Consider the following 21416-nt stretch of genomic DNA (forward strand, 5'->3'; position numbering starts at 1 on the left):
ACAGAGCTGGACTGGAAGTTACAGTGCGGCGAAAGCGGGGATGTGCAAAATGCATCAGGTAGGATAAGTCGATGGTCTATCCAAATTTACCGAAAACAAAAGGACAAGCTATCGCACCATACCTTTTATAACAGTACAACCTGAAATTCATGGCGATTGCAAATATGAAGTATTTTTATTCATGGGGAGGAAAAATAAATGTATGCGTTACCAAATATGGATTTATGGAAAGGCAGAACAGATAGTCTAATAGATAAAGATGAATTTAGAATTCATCAAATAGTTAAAGATAATCAAACAACATCAGTAAATAATACATGTGGAATAATAGGGTTCTCTTGTGAAGAAGGTGTACGCAGGAATAAAGGAAGACTTGGAAGCAAAGAAGCTCCCAATGAAATACGTAAATCCTTATCATCTCTATCTTGGCACGGACAATCAGCAGATAGCTTAGTTGATTTCGGAAATATCATTTGTGAAAATCAACAGTTAGAAGCAGCTCAAGCTGAATTGGGAAGTCACGTCGAGAAAATATTATCTAAGAATATGTTTCCTGTTATTTTGGGGGGCGGACATGAAACCTTTTATGGTCATTATCTAGGAATTAGGTCGAGTGTTGGACCCAATGCCAAAATAGGCATTCTTAACATTGATGCTCATTTTGACTTACGCTCTTATGAAGATATAACTTCTTCTGGAACGATGTTTAAACAAATATTAGATAATGATCATCAAGCTAGTTATTTGCCAATTGGCATTCAACGTTATGGAAATACAAAAAAATTATTTGACACTGCAACTACACTTGGTTGCTCTTGGATATTGGAAGAAGAATTAGTAGATGAAAATTCTGAAGAAAATGAAAATAAAATTCTGAATTTTATAAATCAGCATGATTATATTATATTAACACTTTGTATGGATGTAATAAACGCTTCTGAAGCACCGGGTGTTAGTGCCCCTTCCTCATTTGGTCTTTCAGGAAAAATGGTTAGGCAATTAATTCGTAAGATTACTTCACATACGAAAACTATTTCATTTGATATCTGTGAAGTGAATCCATCATTAGATTGTGATAATCGCACTGTAAAACTAGCTGCAAACCTAATAAATGAAGTATTCATGTGTGTGGAGAGGAGATAAGCAATATGAACATCGAGATTAATCAAACAATCACTATTTTTTTAGCGATACTGCTTTTAGCACTAGGCGGGATTATCGTTAAGAATGTCAAATTATTTAGACACTTTTGTATCCCTGCACCCGTTGTTGGGGGATTACTTTTTGCAATCGTCGCTACAAGTCTTAAAACCTTTTTAAACATGACCATCTCATTGGATACGACACTCCAGGGTTTATTCATGTTAACATTTTTTACGTCCGTTGGATTGGGTGCCAGTTTCCAATTAGTGAAAGTCGGCGGTAAATTATTATTAATATATTGGTTGTTATGTGGGTTTCTGGCATTTGCTCAAAATTTAATCGGAATTTCTTTAGCGCCCGTTTTTGGGATTGATCCATTGATTGGCATGATGGCAGGAGCAATTTCCATGGAAGGCGGCATAGGTGCAGCTACAGCATTTGGCGGTACAATTGAATCGCTTGGCATTCAATCTGCCCAAGCAATTGGAATAGCAGCCGCTACATTAGGATTAGTGTTTGGTGGATTAGTTGGAGGTCCCACTGTAAAGTATTTAATTAATAAGCACAAATTAACACCAAGTAAAGAGGATATTGAAATTCAAGAAAAGAAAGAAATGGAAGACAAAATAGAATTAAATGTAGCTTCATTTATGAAACAAGTGTTAATACTGACATTTTGTATGGCATTAGGTTCATATCTAGGAGAGTTATTTTCGGCAAAGACAGGTTATGTTTTACCGAACTATGTTGGAGCAATGATAGTGGCTGTAATAGTTCGGAATATTTTAGATAAAATAAACGGAAAAATTATCGAAATGCCAAGTATTAATTTTATTGGAGATATCACTTTAGGTATTTTCTTATCTATGGCATTAATGAGTATAAAATTATGGGAAGTTGCTGACCTTGCTTTACCAATTATTTTAATTGTGGTTATACAAGTAATTTTCATTATCCTTTTAAGTATATTCATCATGTTTCGCTTTCTTGGCAAAAACTACGATGCGGCAGTTATGGTTGGCGGTTTCATCGGACATGGTATAGGGGCTACACCGAATGCTATGGCAAATATGTCAACAATCACTGCGAAATATGGACCTTCAAGTAAAGCATATTTAATCGTTCCGATAGTCGGTGCATTTCTTATTGATGTTTTTGCCATGCCTATCATCATAATAAGTATTAATCTATTTAAATGATGATTTGCCATTAATTAAGGCATCAAAGAGTGGCTTTACTATAAATCCCGTCTTGGTAAATAAATGGATTAAAATAAAGTGTTACCGAATGTTTTTGGGAATGCCAAAACATTCGGTATTGATTTTTTTATTCCGAAATTGCCCATATAGTAGGTTATCACAATGGTTTTTCTGTATGATTATTAATGCACCGGAAACCTATCAATTTCAAGTAGACATCAGCAACCATAGGTGTATCGTATCAGATCCTGATTTAGGTACGAATGCTGCTGCGATGATCAGAGTTCAGTAGAATTAAGCTCTCTTATGCATCTCTGTTAATGATATCCACCCTGGCCTAAATTGAATTGTACTGAAAAAATGTAATAATTAAAGGGGAGAAAATCATTGTCATTTTCACTAAAAATAATAAAGAAAAGTGAACAAATAACCAGTTTTTGGTCAGGTGGTAAAACAACTCAACTAGCCATTTATCCTGAAGAAGCTGATTACTCGAAGCGTGATTTCAAATGGCGGATAAGCACAGCAGAAGTCGAGGTGGACGAATCCTTATTTACTCACCTTCCAGGCATTCAGAGAATCATCATGATCCTTGATGGTGAAATGTCGCTGCAACATCAGGGAAAGCCCAGTGTGCATTTAAGCCCATTTGAACAGGATCGGTTTGATGGAGGCTGGACAACCCGCAGTATTGGGAAGGTCACTGACTTTAACTTGATGTTAGCGGAAGGATGTGAAGGTGATATCAGCACGATTCATATGAATGATGGAACCCATGCGGAAGTGCTGGATAATCGGGATTCTTCGAAAAGAACCGACGCCTTCTATTGTTTTAAAGGAAGGAGTAGAATGAATATTGATGAAAAAGAGACAATTGTTTTAGAGCAAGGCGACTTAATCACCTTAAACAGAGAACATACCTCCAACAATTTAAATATAAAGTTATCAAATCACGATGACGACTCTACTGTAACAATTATTAAGGTACGTATTTTATATTGATAGAGAGTTTCTGGGTTGCCAAAGCATCCTTCTCCTATATAAATCCGAGTCCATTGAGCCGCAATTTACTTAATGATATTTTTTATTAATTAACAGAAATGTCCTTTGTCGGCTAAGTTTGTATCAAAAAGGGTTCTGTCTGAAGCTTTAAACATAGTTGATTGGAGCGGGGTGTGCGAGACTCCTGCGGGAATAGCGAGTTCAAGGGGAGACCCCACAGGGCAAGTGCGCCGAGGGTGGACCGCTCTCGGAAAGCGAGTGCCCTACGTTCCAATCAAATTTGTACAAGCCAAAAAAAACTGTAGACAAACTCGATTTTCATCGAGTTTGTCTACAGTCTGAGCCGTCAATAGACGGCTTTTTCTTTTTGGTATTTAAAGGAGATAAAGTGTCTGTTTTAAGATTAAAATTATTTTGATATATCCAATCCTTTAATTGTTCGAGAATATTTAGTTTTTGAAATCGAAAATAAAACACTTACATTTCCTATTATCTGTGTATAAATACCTGAAAATATGAAATTATCTTTAAATTCAAATGATTCAGTGTTATTATTTTATAAGAATATTCAAACTATTAAATGAGAAGGTGAGGGAACTCATATGTCACAGATGTTGGCTTTGGTTATCGTAATTCTGATTTTATTTGTAGGAGACATAGTGGCGGTTCGAACAAAAGCCTGGGTACCTTCCGTTTTCATTTCGGCGATCCTATTTCTATGTGGTTATTGGACATTCTTCCCGCAAGACATCGTTTCAATAGCAGGTGTTCCACCGGTAGTGGCAACCATGATGATGTACTTATTGATCACAAATATGGGGACATTGCTTTCAATAAGGGAATTGGTGAATCAATGGAAGACGATTGTCATCTCCTTATCTGGTATTCTTGGCATTGTTGCACTATTATTCGGAATTGGCATCTTTATTTTTGATCTGCAAACTGTCCTTGTAGCGGTTCCACCTTTAGTGGGAGGTATGGTTTCTTCAATAATCATGTCAGAAGGAGCGGCAGATGCAGGACTTACGAGCTTGTCCGTTTTTGCCATTGTTATTTATGTAATGCAAGGCTTCGCTGGATATCCTTTAACTTCAATTGTCTTGAAGAAAGAAGGGAAGAAGCTTTTGGTGCAATACCGCAATGGAAAGTTAACGGTAAAAAAGGATGAAACTGCAGCCGCTGCAGAAGGCATGACGGAACTTAGGCTGTTTAAGAAACTTCCTGAAAAATATAATACGGAGTATTTCAAATTTTTAAGACTTGCAGTTGTTGCTTTACTTGCTTACCTTGTTTCGAGTGGATTAGAGCCGATTATATCTATAAATGCATTTGTTCTTTGCTTACTATTCGGGGTTATCGGAAAAAGTATCGGTTTCTTGGAAAGACAGACACTGCAAAAAGCAAATGGATTTGGATTTGCCATCATGGCCCTTATGCTTTTCGTCTTTGATGGATTGAAAAATGCAACACCAAGTATGATGATGGAGATTCTTTACCCACTTGTTGTTTGCATTATCTTAGCTGTGATAGGGATGTATATATTCTCATTCATAGCAGGGAAATTGTTAAAAGTCAGCAAAGAAATGGCCTTTGCTGTATCTTTAACAGCATTATACGGATTTCCAGCTGATTACATTATCACCAATGAAGTCGTCAATTCATTAACAAAAGATGAATATGAAAAAGAAGCATTGCTAAGCCATATGCTGCCGCCGATGCTTGTTGGCGGATTTATATCGGTAACAATCGTATCGGTTATTTTGGCAGGAATATTCGTACAATTCTTGTAAAATAGGAGGGATTCCAAGTGAGTCTTAGCGAACGTATAGAAAAGCAAATAAATGATTTGAAAGAATTTACATCAACACCCGGAGAAGGGACTACCCGGCTTACGTATAGCAAGGAAGACTTGCTTACACGTAATTATATAAAAAATAAAATGATGGAATATGGCCTGTCAGTAAAGGAAGATGGATTTGGAAATATTTTTGGAAGGCTTGAGGGTACTTTAAAAGATGCACCAAGCGTTCTGTTAGGTTCACATTTTGATTCCGTACCAAATGGCGGTGCGTATGACGGACCAGCCGGTGTAATTGTCGCACTGGAAGTGGCTGCCCTATTTGCAGAAAATCAATTAACACCTAAATATCCATTGGAAATCGTTGCCCTGATTGAAGAAGAAGGAGCTCGTTTTTGCGGAGGGCTAATGGGGTCGAGAGGAATAGTGGGAACGCTTAGTGAGGAAAGTTTTAAAAATTTAAAGGATAAAGATGGTATCACAACCATTGAAGCGATGTCAAAAGTTGGACTGGATTTCTCTCTTCCGAAAAGAAGAAATCCCAATAGCATTAAAGCATTTCTCGAATTGCATATAGAACAAGGACCAATCCTTGAAGAGAAGAATATCCCCATTGGTGTTGTAGAAGCTATTGTTGGTTTAACTCAATTTGAAGTAACCATTGAAGGAAAGGCAGGACATGCAGGCACTACCCCAATGGATCGCCGTACGGACGCATTGGTTACTGCCGCTCAAATTATTTCTCAATTACCGAGCTTTGCAATTGAGGAAGGAGAAGGAACGGTTATAACGACAGGGCGACTAGATGTTTTACCAAATGGAGCAAACGTCATACCGAATAAAGTGGTATTTTCGGTAGATATCCGATCAAGCAAGGAAGAACATATTAACAATGTCATCAGGCGGATGAAAGAATTAATCGAATCCTATCAGGTACAGGGGATCCATACAACGGCAGAACAGCTGTTGTATATGCCGCCAAAGATATTGAGTAATGAGATTAAGGATTTATTAAAAGATAAAAGTTCTGATTTGGAAATTCCATACTGTTCCATTGATAGTGGTGCAGGTCATGATGCGATGGTTTTTTCCGATGTGACTGATGTGGGCATGCTTTTTGTTCCAAGTAAAGCAGGACTAAGTCATTGTCCAGAGGAATGGTCTGATGCACGTCATTTGGCAAATGGAGTGCAAATATTTTACGAAGTGGCTAAATGTTTAACGGAGGTAGAATAAGAATGATTAATCAAACGATAAAAGAAGCGATTCAAAATTATAGTGATGAATTAACAGAAATACGTAGAAAACTTCATAGCGAACCTGAGTTATCATGGGAAGAAGAAAATACAACTGCCTTTGTTTGTGACTACCTTGAAAAATTAGGAATTACTTATCGAAAAGCAGAACCAACAGGTGTCATTGGAGAAATTAAAGGCGGTAAGGCTGGAAAGACCGTCGCGTTAAGAGCAGATATGGACGCCCTTTCTGTAGAAGAACTAAATAAAGACTTGTCGTATGCTTCAAAGGAAGAAGGGAAAATGCATGCATGTGGTCATGATGCACACACTTCCATGCTATTAATTGCGGCGAAGGCACTAAACGAAATAAAAGAAGAATTACCTGGGAATGTGCGCTTAATATTTCAACCAGCCGAAGAAGTGGCAACAGGTGCAAGGGAAATGGTTAAACAGGGGGCCGTTGAAGGGGTTGATAATGTTTTTGGCATACATATTTGGTCGCAAATGCCAACAAACAAAGTCGCTTGCACTCAAGGACCTTCATTCGCTTCAGCAGATATCTTTACCGTAACGTTTAAAGGAAGAGGGGGACATGGTGCAATGCCGCAGGACTGTATCGATGCTACTATTATCGCCTCTTCATTTGTCATGAACGTACAGTCTGTCGTATCAAGAACGGTCGACCCCCAAAATCCCGCTGTTTTGACAGTCGGAAAAATGGTCGTCGGCACACGATTTAATGTCATTGCAGAAAACGCCGTCATTGAAGGGACTGTCCGTTGTTTTGATCCTAAAACACGTGACCATATTGAAAAGCAGCTCCAGATTTATGCTGAAAATGTTGCGAACATTTACGGTGCGACCGCAAAGGTTGATTACTACCGTGGCACGCAAGCTGTCATTAATGATGAATATAGTGCCAAATTAGTGCAAAAGGTGGCCTCACAAGCGTTTGGCGAAGACGCAATATATAATGAAAAGCCAACAATGGGGGGAGAAGACTTTAGCTTCTATTTAGATGAAGTACCCGGAAGCTTCGCTTTAGTGGGATCAGGAAACCCTGAAAAGGATACGGAATGGGCGCATCATCACGGGAAATTCAACATCGACGAGGATGCGCTTGCTACCGGTTCAGAACTTTATGCCCAATATGCATGGGCATATTTACACGAATAACGGACTGAAAAGAAGAAGGATCTTGGGCAATTACAAAAAGTCTTTCAATGTCAAGGCCGCCAATTGGCGGCCTTCCGGCGTTAAGGGTTACATTTAACTACAAGGGCTTTGCATACAGTCAAAAAGGGAATGGATTTTACCATTCCTTTTTGTTTTCCATTAACAAGGAATGAAACAAAGGTATCTTATGTCGAAATTAAAATGAGAAAACAATTGATTACCACAAAAACTTAAAAAAACTTAAGATAATGCAGAATTTGTTGCTATTAAAATTAAGTAGACTTATAATTAGATTTATAGGGTGACATCATGTAACTGGACCAGTGACTATTTCAACAGATATGAATGGATTGAAATTGTAAAAAATAAATCCAAAAACACCACTAGAAGAGATATGAAAGATTGGAAGGAAAGAGTAATTCCAATCAAATGCCGGGCTGGATGCCTCTTGTTCTCCAATGAAGTTTATAATCATGATCATCTTAAAATACGAACGTACTAGAGGAGGATTTCACAGGTGAATCAGGAAAAAGAAGGTTTGTCCCGCAGAAAGTTTATAGGTAACGTCTGTAAAATTGGAAGCGCTTCCGCTGTTCTCGGTGTCACGGACACGGTGGGATTATTTATGCCTGAGACGGCAAGTGCGGATGCTGAGAGGAAGGCTGGCCATAACACCAAAAAACCAGGAAAGAACAGTTCCTACATGTTGATGAATGTTAGATTGGAAAGTGGATACAAGTATAAAAATGGCCAGGTCGTCGCAACCGAAACCGTATTGAGGAACCTCCATATTGTAAAAGGCATCATTACCAGAATACTAGATACCAAGTCCCCTTATGGAAAAGGTGTCGATTGCTACGACGCGAAAGGGATGCTGCTCCTTCCTTCTTTTAGAGATATGCATATTCATTTGGATAAAACTTTTTATGGCGGTCCTTGGAGAGCGGCTGCGACGAGGAAAAATGGCATTTTTGACATGATTACCTTGGAGCAGACACTGCTGCTGGAGCTTCTTCCAACAGCTCAGGAGCGTGCGGAGAAATTGATTGAACTAATTCTTGGCTATGGCTCAACTTATGTCAGAAGCCATTGCAACATCGATCCAGTCGTTGGCTTGAAAAATCTTGAAAAGCTAAATCTGGCCTTAGCGAACTATTCAGATAAAATATCACATGAAATCGTTGGATTTCCTCAACATGGCCTACTTCGTTCAAATTCTCAGGGATTGATACGCGAAGCCATGAAGCTCGGAGTTACACATGTTGGCGGACTTGATCCAACCTTAGTTGACGGGGATATGGAAAAATCGTTGCAAACGATGGTACAGATCGCCGTTGACTACAAAGCAGGTATTGATATTCACCTTCATGAAGGTGGCGAAACGGGTTTGAAGGCAATACGTCGATTGGCTGATCTGACTGAGGAAGCGGGTCTGCAGGGAAAAGTGACGATTAGTCATGCGTTTTCGCTCGCTTCGTTAGGGGATGGCGCCGACGTAGAAATGGCAAAGCGCCTTGCATCGCTGGGTATTTCCATTGCCTCAACCGTTCCAATCGGCAAAGAAGTAATGCCGATTCCGCTCCTTCAGAAGCATAAGGTGAACGTCATGCTAGGTAATGATAGTATTACGGATCACTGGTCACCATTCGGGAGTGGAGATACGCTGCAAAAGGCACATCTCGCCTCAGATTTGTACGGATGGTCAAACGAATACAACCTGTCTCGCTCACTTTCCCTTGCTACCGGTGGTATTACACCGTTAGACGAGGCTGGCAAGCAAATATGGCCAAAGGTAGGCGATGCCGCGACCGCTGTACTCATTCCAGCAAGCTGCTCGGCCGAAGCCGTAGCCCGACTGCCTAAGCGTGCTGCCGTATTGCATAAGGGAACTCTCTCTTCGGGTTCTCTGGATAGAGTGAAGCCAAAGCTTCATACCAATTAAAAGGGTATGACAATGTTAATGAACCTTGGTAAAAAAAGAATTGGGGATAGGTTCGATGAGCACATTAACGTTTAACGTTTTAAATGAATTACAAAATATGAATACCGATGGGGGAAGTTATGCTACAAAATATTGGAATACCAGGATTGATGCTAATTTTAGTGATTGCCCTTATTATTTTCGGCCCTTCAAAGTTACCGGAAATCGGAAGGGCGTTTGGCTCAACATTAAGAGAATTTAAAAAGTCTACCAGAGACCTTGTAGCAGATGACACTAATGCAGATGTGACCAATAAGAAAGAAAGCTAATCAAATAAATGAAGAGGGGATGTAGGATCTGTCTTACATCTTTTTTTCCTGGAGTGATGAAGTTGGAAAATCAAAAAAAAACGAGCATGATTCAGCACCTTGAGGAGTTACGTAAACGTATTATTATCACTTTAGTCGTTTTCACGCTGTTCCTCGTACTGACATTTATATATGTTCAAGATATTTATAATGTAATAGTTAAAGACTTGCCGTTTAAGCTAGCCCTGTTAGGACCGAGTGATATCATACTCGTTTATTTAATGATTGCCACCGTCGTTGCCATCGCGGCTACTATACCGGTTGCTGCTCACCAAACTTGGCTCTTTGTACGTCCAGCGTTAACAGCAAAAGAACGCAAGGTTACTAGCGCTTATATTCCAGCTCTATTTATTCTATTCATATTAGGAATCAGTTTTGGTTACTTTATTTTATTTCCTATTGTCCTAAATTTTTTAATGTCTCTATCAAACGGCATGTTTACTACTTTCTTTACAACTGAGAAATATTTCCGGTTTATGCTTCATATGACAGTGCCTTTTGGATTTCTGTTTGAAATGCCCGTTGTTATCATGTTTCTAACAAGTTTAGGAATTATAAATCCATACCGTTTGCAAAAAATCAGGAAATATTCTTACTTTATTTTAATAGTTATTTCAATTTTGGTTACTCCACCAGACTTTCTATCAGATATCCTAGTTACAATACCTTTATTACTCTTATATGAAAGCAGTGTCAGCTTATCTAAATTCGTATATAATCGACATCAAAGGGAAAAAGAAAGTAAAAAAGAGATGGATGAATCTGTCTAAAAAGGGACTTGCACCAAGAAAGTAGCATCTCCATTTTAAGGTTGATTTTTTTCATGCCCGGAAAATATCCTTCCAATGGTCGGGATCTATAATTTGATGGGCAAACCGTCATGTTTAATCCATGGTTAATATCTCCGATATGGAATTCTGTTAAAAATATATTGATAATGTCTTCAGTATTAACTAATAATCTACCCTCAAAAGCTTAATTATCCTTAAAATAATTCATGTTTCTTTGTGATTAAATTTGGATTAACTTATAATTAAATGTACGAGGTGAGATCATGCTACAGGATGAACGACTAGACGCCATTGTACAATATTTAAACGAACACGAACGGATTGATATTGAAACAATTTGTAAAATAAATAATGTATCTAAAGATACGGCCAGAAGAGACTTAATCAATTTAGAAGAGATGAGGAAGATCATTCGAATACGGGGTGGGGCGAAAAAGGCTCTGCTTTCCAATGAAGTCCATAATTATGGTGAGCGCATGAACATGGCATCGGAAGCTAAAGGCATGATCGGAAAATTTGCAGCTTCTTTGATAAACAACGGGGATCATCTTATTTTGGATGCCTCTACAACAGTTCAATTTTTAGCTAAATATTTAACTAGCCGGAACAACACTGTCGTGACTAATTCGATTAACATTGCCAGTGTATTAAGCCAGAGGGAAGATATAAAAGTTAATTTATTAGGCGGAACATTAAGCACTAGACACCAAGCCATTTATGGTTCAAGAGCCATAAGGGATATACAAGATTATAAGGTGAATAAATGCATCATTGGCACTTGCGGAATATCTGCTGAAGGACTGTCTACATCCATCGAGGAAGAAGGTCTCCTCGTTAACGAAATGATTAAGCGTTCTGACCAGGTCATTGTGATTGCAGATTCAACGAAGTTCAATAAAACTTTTTTTCAAAAAGTATGTGACTTAACCTCCGTTGATATAGTGATTACAGACAAAGAAGTACCAAAAAACATGCAGGAACTCTTAAATGAACATGTGGTAGAGGTGATTGTGGTTCCAGGTCATGAAAGAGACGAGTAATAGTTTTAAGGGTTGGATTTACTGCTGATTATATTAAACTCATAACAGCGGTTAATAATGCTTAAATTGAGGATATACAATATAATGTTGAACGAAAAGCAACAAGACATGTTTATGAATCATGGGAAAATATTTATGGAAAAAGAGCGCCCAAGAGGTGCTCTTTTTTTCAGTGGATAGATTGATGAAGTTCTTTTTAATCATTTGTATAGGTGATTAGCTGTTCACTACACATTGCTGGTAAGAAAATAAACCTTTTGGTATTTTCCTTCTGTATCCATTGCAGTCACTTACATATTGGCTATTAATGAAGATGTTGATATGCTCCATTTCGATAGAAAGGGCAGTTGAAATTCCATTCATTTTAAATGGGAAAATGGTAAAGTTAGTGGAGGATCCTCTCCAACCGGCTGTTGCTGCCGTATGAAAGAAGGGAAATCAAAAGATAAATAAAATTAATCAGGGCTGTAAAAGTAACTGTAAGAATTAGAGGAACTTTATAAAAAAAGCTTTGCGGAGGGGGAACTCATATGGGCAATTACTTATCAATCAGTGAAATGGCTTCCATTCACAGTATCTCAAGGCAAACACTCATTTATTACGATAAGATCGGTTTATTTAAACCCGTACATATAGATGAACATGGTTATAGATATTATAGTGCAGTTCAGATTCCGTTTCTAAGGGAAATTTGCTTTTTGAAGTCGATTGGCATCAAACTGAATGATATTAAGGACCATATAGGAAATCGGAATTTAACGACTGCCATGTCACTTTTGGAATTTCATCAAGAATTCATTGATAAAGAAATAAATGCCTTGATGAATATACGTACATTCATTCAACAGAGATTAATGAAATATTCAGAAGCCAAAAATATTAAAAGTGAATTGGATAAACCTATTATCGAAGAATTTCCTGAAAGGCATGTCTTATTTATACCATTTGAAAATGAATTGTGCCGAGAAGAATTACATTTAACGCTGATGAAAGCTTGGAATGTATTAAGTAAACATGAAATGCTTCCGTCAGAGGGATTTGGCACGGTCATTTTAAAGGATAAGCTTGGAACGGATGATGTTTTCGAGGGTGCGGGAATATATACAGCATTACCTTTTATAGATCCTGATATGGATAATATGATGACGTTGCCTGCTGGTCAATATGCATGTGTGTATAAATATGGAATGCCATATAACATAGAGTTTTTAAATGAATTGGTTCAATGGGTCAGTGAAAATCAGTATAGAATTGTAGGGGACGTCGTAGACGCGTGCTTATTGGATACGACCTTTTACGAGAATGATAATAGTGTTGATTTTTGTCAGCTGCAAATCCCTGTAGAGAAAATTACTTGAATTTTCAAATATCCATTGACTGTATAGTAGAAATACACTTTAGAATATCATTTGTAACCGATACTATATAGGTTATTTGAATTAGGATGATACATAGGATACAGATCATGAAGTGATAGGGGGATTTTTTATGTCTGAAAAAATGAACAGAGTGACAGATTTACGTTCTGCGTTGGAACTCCTGAAATCCATTCCAGGACAATTGATTGAAACGGATGAACCAGTCAATCCTCATGCTGAATTATCTGGGGTTTATCGTCATGTCGGTGCTGGCGGAACAGTCATGCGTCCAACAAAAATCGGACCTGCAATGGTTTTCAATCATGTATTGGGACATGAAGATTCAAGCGTGGTGATCGGACTTTTAGCCAGCCGGGAAAGAGTCGGCCTCATGCTGGATACAAAACCGGAGCGACTGGGATTCCTTTTAAATGAAGCTGTAAAAAATCCAATTGATCCAATCACCATTTCAAATGATAAAGCGAAAGCTCAAGAAGTGGTTCACTATGCAGAAGATCCGGATTTCGATATCAGAAAATTAATACCTGCGCCTACGAATACAGAGGAAGATGCAGGCCCGTATATCACGATAGGCATGTGCTATGCCTCCGATTCAGAAACGGGTGAATCTGATATTACGATACATCGTTTATGTTTACAAAGTAAAGATGAGATGACCATGTATTTTGTTCCAGGACGTCATTTGGAAGTTTTTCGTGAAAAGGCTGAAAAAGCAGGAAAACCGTTACCCATTTCCATTAGTATTGGTGTTGACCCTGCAATTGAAGTCGCTGCTTGTTTTGAAGCGCCAACGACTCCCCTTGGTTTTGATGAGTTGAGTGTTGCAGGGGCAATTAGGAAAGAAGCGGTAGAATTGGTCCAATGCTTGACGATAGATGAAAAGGCTATCGCGAATGCTGAATATGTAATAGAAGGGGAATTGGTTCCCGGAGTGCGTGTTCGGGAAGATCAAAACACCAATACTGGAAAAGCAATGCCGGAATTCCCTGGTTATACAGGTTCAGCTGTTGCGGATCTGCCACTAATCAAAGTGAAAGCCGTAACGCACCGAGTCAACCCAATCATGCAAACAGTTATTGGTCCAAGTGAGGAGCATGTGAATATGGCTGGCATTCCAACTGAAGCAAGCATTCTGCAAATGGTGGAAAAGTCCATGCCAGGAAAATTATTGAATGTTTATGCCCATACTTCAGGAGGAGGTAAATACATGGCTGTTCTTCAATTCAAGAAAAGTCAGCCAAGTGATGAAGGGCGCCAAAGACAAGCTGCACTATTGGCGTTCTCCGCCTTTTCTGAACTGAAGCATGTATTTATCGTGGATGAAGATGTGGATCCCTTCGATAGCAATGATGTTTTATGGGCGTTAAATACTCGTTACCAAGGTGATGTTGATACGGTTTTCATTCCTGGAGTGCGCTGTCACCCATTAGATCCTACACAAGATCCCGCATACAGCCCTACTATTCAGGAAAAGGGGGTTTCCTGTAAAACCATTTTTGACTGCACAGTACCATTTCATTTAAAAGATGAATTTAAAAGATCCGAATTTAAAGAGGTGGATCCAAGTCGGTTTGTGCCTGGATTTTCCAATGCATAAGTTTCTATAAAACTTCGATTCAATGACTAATGTAAGGAGGGGAATGAATGAAAATCATTGTTGGAATAACAGGAGCGACTGGAGCCATTTTCGGAATTAGGATTCTTCAGATGCTTAAAAGCAGTGAAGTGGAGACCCATTTAATCATGTCTCCGTGGGCACATGCCACCATTCAACATGAAACATCATATTCTGTTAAAGACGTGGAGGGATTAGCTGATCATTCCTATTCTTACAAAGATCAAGCAGCCAGAATATCAAGTGGATCTTACCGGGTTGATGGCATGATCGTAGCACCTTGCAGTATGAAAACGCTAGCTTCCATTCGCATGGGACTAGCCGATAATTTATTAACGCGATCTGCTGATGTCATGTTGAAGGAAAGAAAAAAACTATTACTAATGACAAGAGAAACGCCTCTGAATACGATTCATTTGGAGAATATGACGGCGCTTTCCAAAATGGGGACCATTATATTCCCTCCGATGCCAGCCTTCTATAATCATCCGGAGAATGTTAACGATATCATTGACCATCTTGCTTATCGGGCGTTAGATCAATTTGAAATCGATACTCACGGTGCGAAACGGTGGGATGGAATGAAATATCACACCAAAATATAACAGATTGCTAGTGAATTAAGGAAAAAGGTGAAAAAATGAATGGGGTGGAAATGCCAGTAGAGGTATTCGACTTGTTAAATGGTAAAGATCTTGTCGACAAGCAGCATGAAGCCATGATGCTGTTGACGGTAAGTGAAGAAGGATGGCCGCATACTGCTATGGTTAGCGTGGGTGAGATCGTAGCGATAAGCAGGAAGGAATTAAGGATTGGCCTATGGCCGGATACTTCGACTACAGCCAATGTCATTCGTACCGATAAGGCCACACTTGTTTTGTTTTGGAAAGGTAAAGCACAATATATTCGCCTTTCATTAGAGAGATTAAAAGAACTGCCAGATGCGCAATACAAAAGAGAAAGATTCCACGCCAAAATAATAGAGGCACGGGAGGATAGTGCTAAATATGCTGAAATAACCTCTGGAATTAAAATCGACTTGAAAAACCCTAAAGAAGTTGTTGAACGATGGAGTGCTACCATAGAGGACCTTCTTCAATAAAATCCCAATTAATGAGTTTAAGTCACTAAAGGATTCGAAATAATCAAATTATGATTGAAATTATTTTAACTTCATGTAAAATTGAATCATTACATGTATTTATAACTTGCCTATTCATTAACCATTAAAAAAAGCCCTTTTTTAATGAAAATTAATGAACTGACTGGCTATCTTAATTTCTCGATCAAGTTACCTTGATGTGAAGTTAAGATAGCTTTTTTTATTAAATAGCAGGATGGTTAATGTTAATAAACATGGAAATGGAGGAGTTGCTTTGGAAATGTATGTAAAGGAATTGGGGGATCACAGAATCCAAATTGCTGATTATCCTGGAACGAAAGGGCCAATCATCGCCATACATGGTTTAACGGGTAATCATAAGCAAATGCATTATTATGCAGAAATGTTAAAGGGCGATTATAGAGTCATTTCGATTGACTTGAGAGGGAGGGGGAATAGTTCAAGGGCAGATGTGCAGTCTTCTCTATTCAAACATGCAGAAGATGTAATTGAGTTAATTCAAGAATTAAAGATTAATAACCCGATTTTGATCGGGTATTCAATGGGAGCCTTCATCTCAAGCGTTGTAGCCAGCAAATTAACCTCGGTAAAGGCCCTGATATTATTGGATGGTGCGGCCAATTGCTCTCAACAACAAAGGGACATCGTACAACCTTCTCTAGGCCGATTAAGTAAAGAATATGACTCTCAAGAAAGCTATATTGCAGAAATTAAGGAAATCTATAGCCGTTTGGGTATCAAATGGACGGATCATCTGCAAAGTGTAGCGGAGTATGAGGTACATGAAGTGGATGGTCATTGGGAGAATAAATCAACAGAAGATAGCATTCTTAGGGATTTTGATAGTTTTTATTCTTTTGTCCCTAAAGAGATTTGTAGACTAATTTCCTGTAAAACGTTATTGGTGTATGCCAGTGGGAAAATAGGGGATTTTCCCCCTTTATTTTATGAAGAAGCCTATGGTGATACGAAGAAATATACACCTTATATTGAAACGATCGTTTCAACTTGTAACCACTATACAATGGTGTTTGAAAATAGGGCGGAGATCAACAAAGAGATAAAGTCCTTCTTAAAAAGAATTTGATTTTTTTGAAGATATTTTTTAAAAAAATATTGAAATTAACAGAAAATAGTGTAATATTATGAATATATAATAAACTTAATTATTGCCTATTCATTAGCTATTAAAAAATAACCTTTTTTAATAACAACTAGTGAACAACTGGCTACCTTAAACACCTGCTGTCAATTATTGATAGTAATGTTTAGGGTAGCCATTTTTGTCGTGATAATATAAACGCTTAATGAATTTGGGGGTTTTACCGTTGATAACATTGGAATTTTACGATGGTCTAGTTACGGATAATGATTTACCTGCAATAGGCATTAAAGATGAACCTCTTGAACATGAGGGGAAATCTGATTCACATCCTAAAGGCTGCCGTTCCAAGTTGATTTCTTTTTCTGACCATAGTGGGACACATGTCGACGTGGCTCCACGTTACTCAGAAAACGGGGAGTCGGTTGAAAACATCAATCTAGAGAATATGTTTGGGGATGCCCTCATACTGGATGTAAGCTTGTTAAAAGCGACACATGAACCTGTTACGAAAGATTTACTTGAAGAGGCGGAACGCCGGCAGGGAGTATATGTTGAAAAAGACGATATCGTCCTCGTCAGGACATGGGGGAAGTCCTGGGGGGAAGAAGGCTTTTTTGAAGCACAGGCATTAGATGATAGTGTGGCCCAATGGTTAATTGAGAAGCAAATACATATTGTCGGGTTGGATTTGCCCAATGCCGATTTGAACCAGGATTCAGAAAGCGGAATTCATCAAAAATTACTGAAGAATGATATATATATCGTTGGAAATCTAGTGAATCTCGAAAAATTACCCAAGCATTCCCGTTTTCTTTTCTTCGGGATTCCTTTAAAACTAAAAAATGCAACAGCTTCCCCTATTAGAGCACTATCGATTCTTGACTCTCAATTAATTTAAAGAGGTGCAGACGAATGAACGAAGGACTATTGTATTTCAAGGAAGTTTATGATGTGGTACCAGGCTGGGTGCAAAAAATGCACGATTATAGCCCTAATGCACTTGATCACTATACCAACTTGCGAAGTAACATCATGCAAGAGGGAGCCTTGACGAAGAAGGAGAAAGATATATTACTGGTCGGCATGAATGCTGCAAGGTTGTATGAACGGAGTATGGTTTACCATACAAAAGGGGCAATGGATGGTGGAGCAACATTACCGGAACTGGTGGAATACCTAATAGTTTCATACTTATATAACGGAACTAAGGCATTAAAAACTGGGATAAAGTCATTGGAATATGCCCTTGAACTTAAAGGGATTCGATATCGTGAAGGAAGTGGCCATAAAGAAACAACAGAAGAAATCCTGTTGTATATGATTGAGTTATTAGGTGATGAGGAAACGGGATTCGTCTCGAATGTTTTGAAACTGGTTAAATCGGGAGACCAAAACTCCCTTAAAGATTATATATTAAGTGATTCCATCGTTACAAAAAGGCTAAAACACATCCTGATGACAGGAATATTCATTACAGAATTAAAAGGGAAACAGGTTGGGGAATGGATGGAGGCGGCAAGGGTAAATGGAGCTTCGGAAGAACAATTAGCGGAAGTGGGTCTCATTTGCTTATTGACTGCTGGAATACCTGCTTGGTTTGAGGCAAGCGATTCATTGATTGAAAATAATTAACGTGGGATTGGTGGGGAAAACATGACGAAAGTACATCAAGATATTGAAGCAGCTTTATCTTGTGTGAAGAATGGTCATACATTAATGGTAGGTGGATTTGGCTTGATCGGGGCCCCTCTTACGTTAATAGATGGATTGGGCAAAAAGGATGTAGCAGGCTTGACGGTTATCAGCAACAATTTAGGCGAGAAAGGGAAAGGTCTGGGAGCTCTCCTAAGCCAGAAGAAAATAAAAAAAGCGATCGGTTCTTATTTTACAAGCAATCGTGAAATTGGGGAGTTTTACCAACGTGGCGAAATAGAGATAGAACTATTACCACAGGGAACATTAGCTGAATCCATTCGTGCTGGCGGTGCAGGCATAGGCGGTTACTATACGAAAACAGGTGTAGGGACCGATTTAGCTAAAGGAAAAGAAGAAAGGGAAATAAATGGGGCTACATATATTTTTGAACCTGCCATAAGAGCAAATGTAGCTTTAATCAGGGCGTGGAAGGCAGATACACTTGGTAATCTTGTTTATTATAAAACGGCTCGAAACTTTAATCCGGCTATGGCAACGGCCGCAGATGTCGTAATTGCAGAAGTGGATGAGATAGTTGAACCTGGAGAACTTTCGCCAGAGGAGATTGTAACACCGCATCTATTCGTCGATGGAATCATTAAGGCAAAGAAAATCCTGACGAAGGAAGGTGTGAAGGATTATGGGTGACAAAGAATTCATGCAAAATATGATAGCAAGACGCGCGGCAAAAGAATTGACGGGTCCTTGTATAGTGAACCTTGGAATCGGGATTCCGACCTTGGTTGCAAAGTACATTGATGATGAAAATATTTTTTTCCATACGGAAAATGGATTGTTGGGAGTTGCTGATGTAGAGGAAGATGAAATCGATCCCAATTTAGTCAATGCAGGCAAGTTACCAGTAGGGCAATCGATTGGGGCATCATTCTTTAATAGTGCAGAATCGTTTGCAATGATCCGTGGAGGTCACATTGATGTTGCCATCTTAGGTGTTTTGCAGGTAGGTCAAACCGGTGAAATTGCAAATTGGGCGGTACCAGGCAAGAATATCATGGGTGTTGGAGGAGCGATGGACCTGTTGGTTGGCGCCAAAAAAGTGATCGTGACCATGACACATACAAGTAAGGAGGGTAAAAGTAAAGTTTTAAAGAAATGCACCTACCCGATTACTTCCACTAGAAGCGTTGACATGATCATCACCGAGTTGGCTGTCTTTGAAGTTATTGACAAACAGTTGAAATTGATTGAATTGATGCCCGGTATAACGATCGAAGAAGTAAGAGCAAAAACAGAAGCGGATTTTATCTATTAAATGTTAAAAAGGTGGATTAAATGAAAATACGTTCAGTAGAAGTATACATTATTGATTTACCCACAATTCGTCCTCATCAGCTTGCCATGCATACGATCGTGGAACAAACGATCATTCTTGCCCGTGTCATGGATGAAGAAGGCGCGGAAGGTTGGGCAGAGGTGGCGACAATAGGCGGGGCTTCATATGGTGAGGGGACGCCAGAGGCGATAAAAGTGAATATTGATACATATATCGCCCCGCTTATCATTGGTAAAGACCCCGTCCATTATGACAAAATCATGCATGAAGTTTCACTCAATGTTAGAGGAAATAATTTTGCGAAGGCTGTCGTTGAATCAGCCATGGTGGATTTGGTAGCCAGAAGAAGAAACATCCCTGCTTATGAATTATTCGGTGGACAAATTCATAAATCATTGCCGGTGGCATGGACTTTGGCAAGTGGGGATACGAATAAAGATATCGAAGAAGCGAAAGAATCCTTACATCAAAAACGTCATAATATCTTTAAATTGAAAATTGGCAAAGGGAATCCATATAAGAATGTGGAGCATGTATTGAAAATTATTGAAGCCGTGGGAGATCAAGCACGCATTACGGTTGATGTTAATCAGGCATGGGATGAAACAACGGCTACGTATTGCATTGAAGCTTTACAGGAAGGCGGGGTTTCCATGGTCGAACAGCCGCTGCCAGCTTGGGATAATGAAGGGATGTCAAGATTGACCGATCGTTTTAAGGTCCCGATCATGGCCGATGAGTCATTGAATTCTTTACAAGATTCATTCCAAATAGCTAAACATAGAGCAGGTAATTCGTTCGCCTTGAAAATATGTAAACATGGCGGGATGACACAAACGAAAAAAGTGGCTGCAATTGCTGAAGGTGTAGGTTTTGGTTTGTATGGAGGAACGATGATTGAATCATCATTAGGCACGGCCATTTGTGCCCAACTTTATTCAACCATTCCCAAATTTGAATTCGGTACTGAATTATTTGGTCCGTTACTTTTTAAAGAAAATATTACGCTAAACGAAATAAAATATGAGAATTATGAAATAATCATCCCGGATGGTCCAGGATTTGGCATGGAGATAGATATGGAAAAAGTAAAACATTTTTCAAGAGGTCTTTAATTAATATAAACTTGAAAGGGGATTATGGAAAACCCACTAGTTTATACAAGTAATCTTGAGAGGATGTAGTTTTATATGGGACAGCCAACATTATTAATCACCGCCTATGCGAAGGCGCCGCAAAATACGAGCATGTATGAAAATTATAAATACGCTGGGATGGTATTGGAAATTCACAAGGAAAGTCACATCATCATTAATGCAGAATTTACGTTTTTAACGACTTTGGCCCAGGATTTTTTTAAGCGAATGATAGTTGGTTTTGATTTTAGTAAAGATATTGATTCTTTAATAGAGAATATTAAAACGGACTTTTTAGCTCCATCGCAGCAGTCGGTGATTGTTGCCCTGAAAATAGCTCACCAGAGATATAAGGATAGTTTAGAAGAAAGAAATAAAAATAGCAGGAGGTAG

General features: G+C 38.7%; 21 protein-coding genes. All 21 read left to right on the forward strand.

The window, feature by feature from the left end:
- Positions 1 to 198: 198 nt before the first annotated feature.
- The 21 genes from hutG to J7I96_RS10125 all read left to right on the forward strand — a co-directional run bounded on the left by hutG (position 199) and on the right by J7I96_RS10125 (position 21416).
- Positions 199 to 1143, forward strand: coding sequence for a formimidoylglutamase (gene hutG, locus J7I96_RS10025; protein ID WP_214767461.1), 945 nt, complete (start codon positions 199 to 201; stop codon positions 1141 to 1143).
- 5 nt (positions 1144 to 1148) lie between these two features.
- A complete protein-coding gene (gene gltS / locus J7I96_RS10030) occupies positions 1149 to 2342 on the forward strand; it encodes a sodium/glutamate symporter (RefSeq protein ID WP_214767464.1) in 1194 nt (397 codons plus the stop codon).
- Positions 2343 to 2729: 387 nt separating this feature from the next.
- Positions 2730 to 3344: a HutD/Ves family protein gene (locus tag J7I96_RS10035; RefSeq protein WP_214767467.1), complete on the forward strand. Its 615-nt coding sequence runs from the start codon at positions 2730 to 2732 to the stop codon at positions 3342 to 3344.
- 602 nt (positions 3345 to 3946) lie between these two features.
- The gene (locus tag J7I96_RS10040; RefSeq protein WP_214767470.1) at positions 3947 to 5134 is read left to right on the forward strand and encodes a hypothetical protein; all 1188 of its coding nucleotides are present in this window, start codon (positions 3947 to 3949) and stop codon (positions 5132 to 5134) included.
- 17 nt (positions 5135 to 5151) lie between these two features.
- Positions 5152 to 6378 (forward strand): Zn-dependent hydrolase, encoded by a 1227-nt coding sequence (locus J7I96_RS10045; RefSeq protein WP_214923935.1) that lies wholly within the window; start codon positions 5152 to 5154, stop codon positions 6376 to 6378.
- Positions 6379 to 6380: 2 nt separating this feature from the next.
- On the forward strand, positions 6381 to 7556 hold the full coding sequence (locus tag J7I96_RS10050) for a M20 family metallopeptidase (RefSeq protein WP_214767477.1): 1176 nt from the start codon (positions 6381 to 6383) through the stop codon (positions 7554 to 7556).
- Positions 7557 to 8259: 703 nt separating this feature from the next.
- Positions 8260 to 9498: an amidohydrolase gene (locus J7I96_RS10055; protein WP_251029152.1), complete on the forward strand. Its 1239-nt coding sequence runs from the start codon at positions 8260 to 8262 to the stop codon at positions 9496 to 9498.
- A 119-nt stretch (positions 9499 to 9617) separates the two neighbouring features.
- Positions 9618 to 9806 (forward strand): twin-arginine translocase TatA/TatE family subunit, encoded by a 189-nt coding sequence (locus J7I96_RS10060; RefSeq protein ID WP_063236065.1) that lies wholly within the window; start codon positions 9618 to 9620, stop codon positions 9804 to 9806.
- Positions 9807 to 9892: 86 nt separating this feature from the next.
- Complete coding sequence (tatC, locus tag J7I96_RS10065) at positions 9893 to 10615, forward strand: twin-arginine translocase subunit TatC (protein WP_251025062.1); 723 nt, start codon at positions 9893 to 9895, stop codon at positions 10613 to 10615.
- A 284-nt stretch (positions 10616 to 10899) separates the two neighbouring features.
- Positions 10900 to 11676 carry a DeoR/GlpR family DNA-binding transcription regulator gene (locus J7I96_RS10070; RefSeq protein ID WP_214767483.1) on the forward strand — a complete coding sequence of 259 codons (777 nt, stop codon included), beginning with the start codon at positions 10900 to 10902 and terminating at the stop codon, positions 11674 to 11676.
- Positions 11677 to 12206: 530 nt separating this feature from the next.
- Positions 12207 to 13034 (forward strand): MerR family transcriptional regulator, encoded by an 828-nt coding sequence (locus J7I96_RS10075; protein WP_214923933.1) that lies wholly within the window; start codon positions 12207 to 12209, stop codon positions 13032 to 13034.
- 130 nt (positions 13035 to 13164) lie between these two features.
- On the forward strand, positions 13165 to 14652 hold the full coding sequence (locus J7I96_RS10080; RefSeq protein ID WP_214767491.1) for a UbiD family decarboxylase: 1488 nt from the start codon (positions 13165 to 13167) through the stop codon (positions 14650 to 14652).
- 47 nt (positions 14653 to 14699) lie between these two features.
- Positions 14700 to 15275, forward strand: a complete 576-nt coding sequence (locus J7I96_RS10085; protein WP_214923930.1) for a non-oxidative hydroxyarylic acid decarboxylases subunit B — start codon at positions 14700 to 14702, stop codon at positions 15273 to 15275.
- 35 nt (positions 15276 to 15310) lie between these two features.
- Entirely contained in the window at positions 15311 to 15772 is a 462-nt protein-coding gene (locus J7I96_RS10090; RefSeq protein WP_214767496.1) for a pyridoxamine 5'-phosphate oxidase family protein, read from the forward strand.
- Between the two features lie 280 nt (positions 15773 to 16052).
- On the forward strand, positions 16053 to 16880 hold the full coding sequence (locus tag J7I96_RS10095; protein ID WP_251029153.1) for an alpha/beta hydrolase: 828 nt from the start codon (positions 16053 to 16055) through the stop codon (positions 16878 to 16880).
- Positions 16881 to 17121: 241 nt separating this feature from the next.
- On the forward strand, positions 17122 to 17796 hold the full coding sequence (locus tag J7I96_RS10100; protein ID WP_214923926.1) for a cyclase family protein: 675 nt from the start codon (positions 17122 to 17124) through the stop codon (positions 17794 to 17796).
- Between the two features lie 14 nt (positions 17797 to 17810).
- Complete coding sequence (locus J7I96_RS10105; RefSeq protein WP_214923924.1) at positions 17811 to 18530, forward strand: carboxymuconolactone decarboxylase family protein; 720 nt, start codon at positions 17811 to 17813, stop codon at positions 18528 to 18530.
- Positions 18531 to 18551: 21 nt separating this feature from the next.
- On the forward strand, positions 18552 to 19241 hold the full coding sequence (locus J7I96_RS10110) for a CoA transferase subunit A (protein ID WP_214923921.1): 690 nt from the start codon (positions 18552 to 18554) through the stop codon (positions 19239 to 19241).
- A complete protein-coding gene (locus tag J7I96_RS10115; RefSeq protein ID WP_214767510.1) occupies positions 19234 to 19866 on the forward strand; it encodes a 3-oxoacid CoA-transferase subunit B in 633 nt (210 codons plus the stop codon). Before J7I96_RS10110 ends, J7I96_RS10115 begins: the two co-directional genes overlap by 8 nt.
- Positions 19867 to 19886: 20 nt before the next feature.
- Positions 19887 to 21002, forward strand: a complete 1116-nt coding sequence (locus tag J7I96_RS10120; protein WP_057277159.1) for a muconate cycloisomerase family protein — start codon at positions 19887 to 19889, stop codon at positions 21000 to 21002.
- A 75-nt stretch (positions 21003 to 21077) separates the two neighbouring features.
- The gene (locus J7I96_RS10125) at positions 21078 to 21416 is read left to right on the forward strand and encodes a DUF3870 domain-containing protein (RefSeq protein ID WP_048687694.1); all 339 of its coding nucleotides are present in this window, start codon (positions 21078 to 21080) and stop codon (positions 21414 to 21416) included.

The sequence above is a fragment of the Bacillus sp. ISL-78 genome (assembly GCF_018613455.1).
In the GTDB taxonomy this organism is placed as follows: Bacteria; Bacillota; Bacilli; order Bacillales; family DSM-1321; genus Peribacillus; species Peribacillus frigoritolerans.

Coding starts and splice junctions, on each gene's coding strand:
- hutG (WP_214767461.1), top strand. CDS start 199: ATGTATGCGTTACCAAATATGGATTTATGGAAAGGCAGAACAGATAGT.
- gltS (WP_214767464.1), top strand. CDS start 1,149: ATGAACATCGAGATTAATCAAACAATCACTATTTTTTTAGCGATACTG.
- J7I96_RS10040 (WP_214767470.1), top strand. CDS start 3,947: ATGTCACAGATGTTGGCTTTGGTTATCGTAATTCTGATTTTATTTGTA.
- J7I96_RS10050 (WP_214767477.1), top strand. CDS start 6,381: ATGATTAATCAAACGATAAAAGAAGCGATTCAAAATTATAGTGATGAA.
- J7I96_RS10055 (WP_251029152.1), top strand. CDS start 8,260: ATGTTGATGAATGTTAGATTGGAAAGTGGATACAAGTATAAAAATGGC.
- J7I96_RS10060 (WP_063236065.1), top strand. CDS start 9,618: ATGCTACAAAATATTGGAATACCAGGATTGATGCTAATTTTAGTGATT.
- tatC (WP_251025062.1), top strand. CDS start 9,893: ATGATTCAGCACCTTGAGGAGTTACGTAAACGTATTATTATCACTTTA.
- J7I96_RS10070 (WP_214767483.1), top strand. CDS start 10,900: ATGCTACAGGATGAACGACTAGACGCCATTGTACAATATTTAAACGAA.
- J7I96_RS10075 (WP_214923933.1), top strand. CDS start 12,207: ATGGGCAATTACTTATCAATCAGTGAAATGGCTTCCATTCACAGTATC.
- J7I96_RS10080 (WP_214767491.1), top strand. CDS start 13,165: ATGTCTGAAAAAATGAACAGAGTGACAGATTTACGTTCTGCGTTGGAA.
- J7I96_RS10085 (WP_214923930.1), top strand. CDS start 14,700: ATGAAAATCATTGTTGGAATAACAGGAGCGACTGGAGCCATTTTCGGA.
- J7I96_RS10090 (WP_214767496.1), top strand. CDS start 15,311: ATGAATGGGGTGGAAATGCCAGTAGAGGTATTCGACTTGTTAAATGGT.
- J7I96_RS10095 (WP_251029153.1), top strand. CDS start 16,053: ATGTATGTAAAGGAATTGGGGGATCACAGAATCCAAATTGCTGATTAT.
- J7I96_RS10105 (WP_214923924.1), top strand. CDS start 17,811: ATGAACGAAGGACTATTGTATTTCAAGGAAGTTTATGATGTGGTACCA.
- J7I96_RS10110 (WP_214923921.1), top strand. CDS start 18,552: ATGACGAAAGTACATCAAGATATTGAAGCAGCTTTATCTTGTGTGAAG.
- J7I96_RS10115 (WP_214767510.1), top strand. CDS start 19,234: ATGGGTGACAAAGAATTCATGCAAAATATGATAGCAAGACGCGCGGCA.
- J7I96_RS10120 (WP_057277159.1), top strand. CDS start 19,887: ATGAAAATACGTTCAGTAGAAGTATACATTATTGATTTACCCACAATT.
- J7I96_RS10125 (WP_048687694.1), top strand. CDS start 21,078: ATGGGACAGCCAACATTATTAATCACCGCCTATGCGAAGGCGCCGCAA.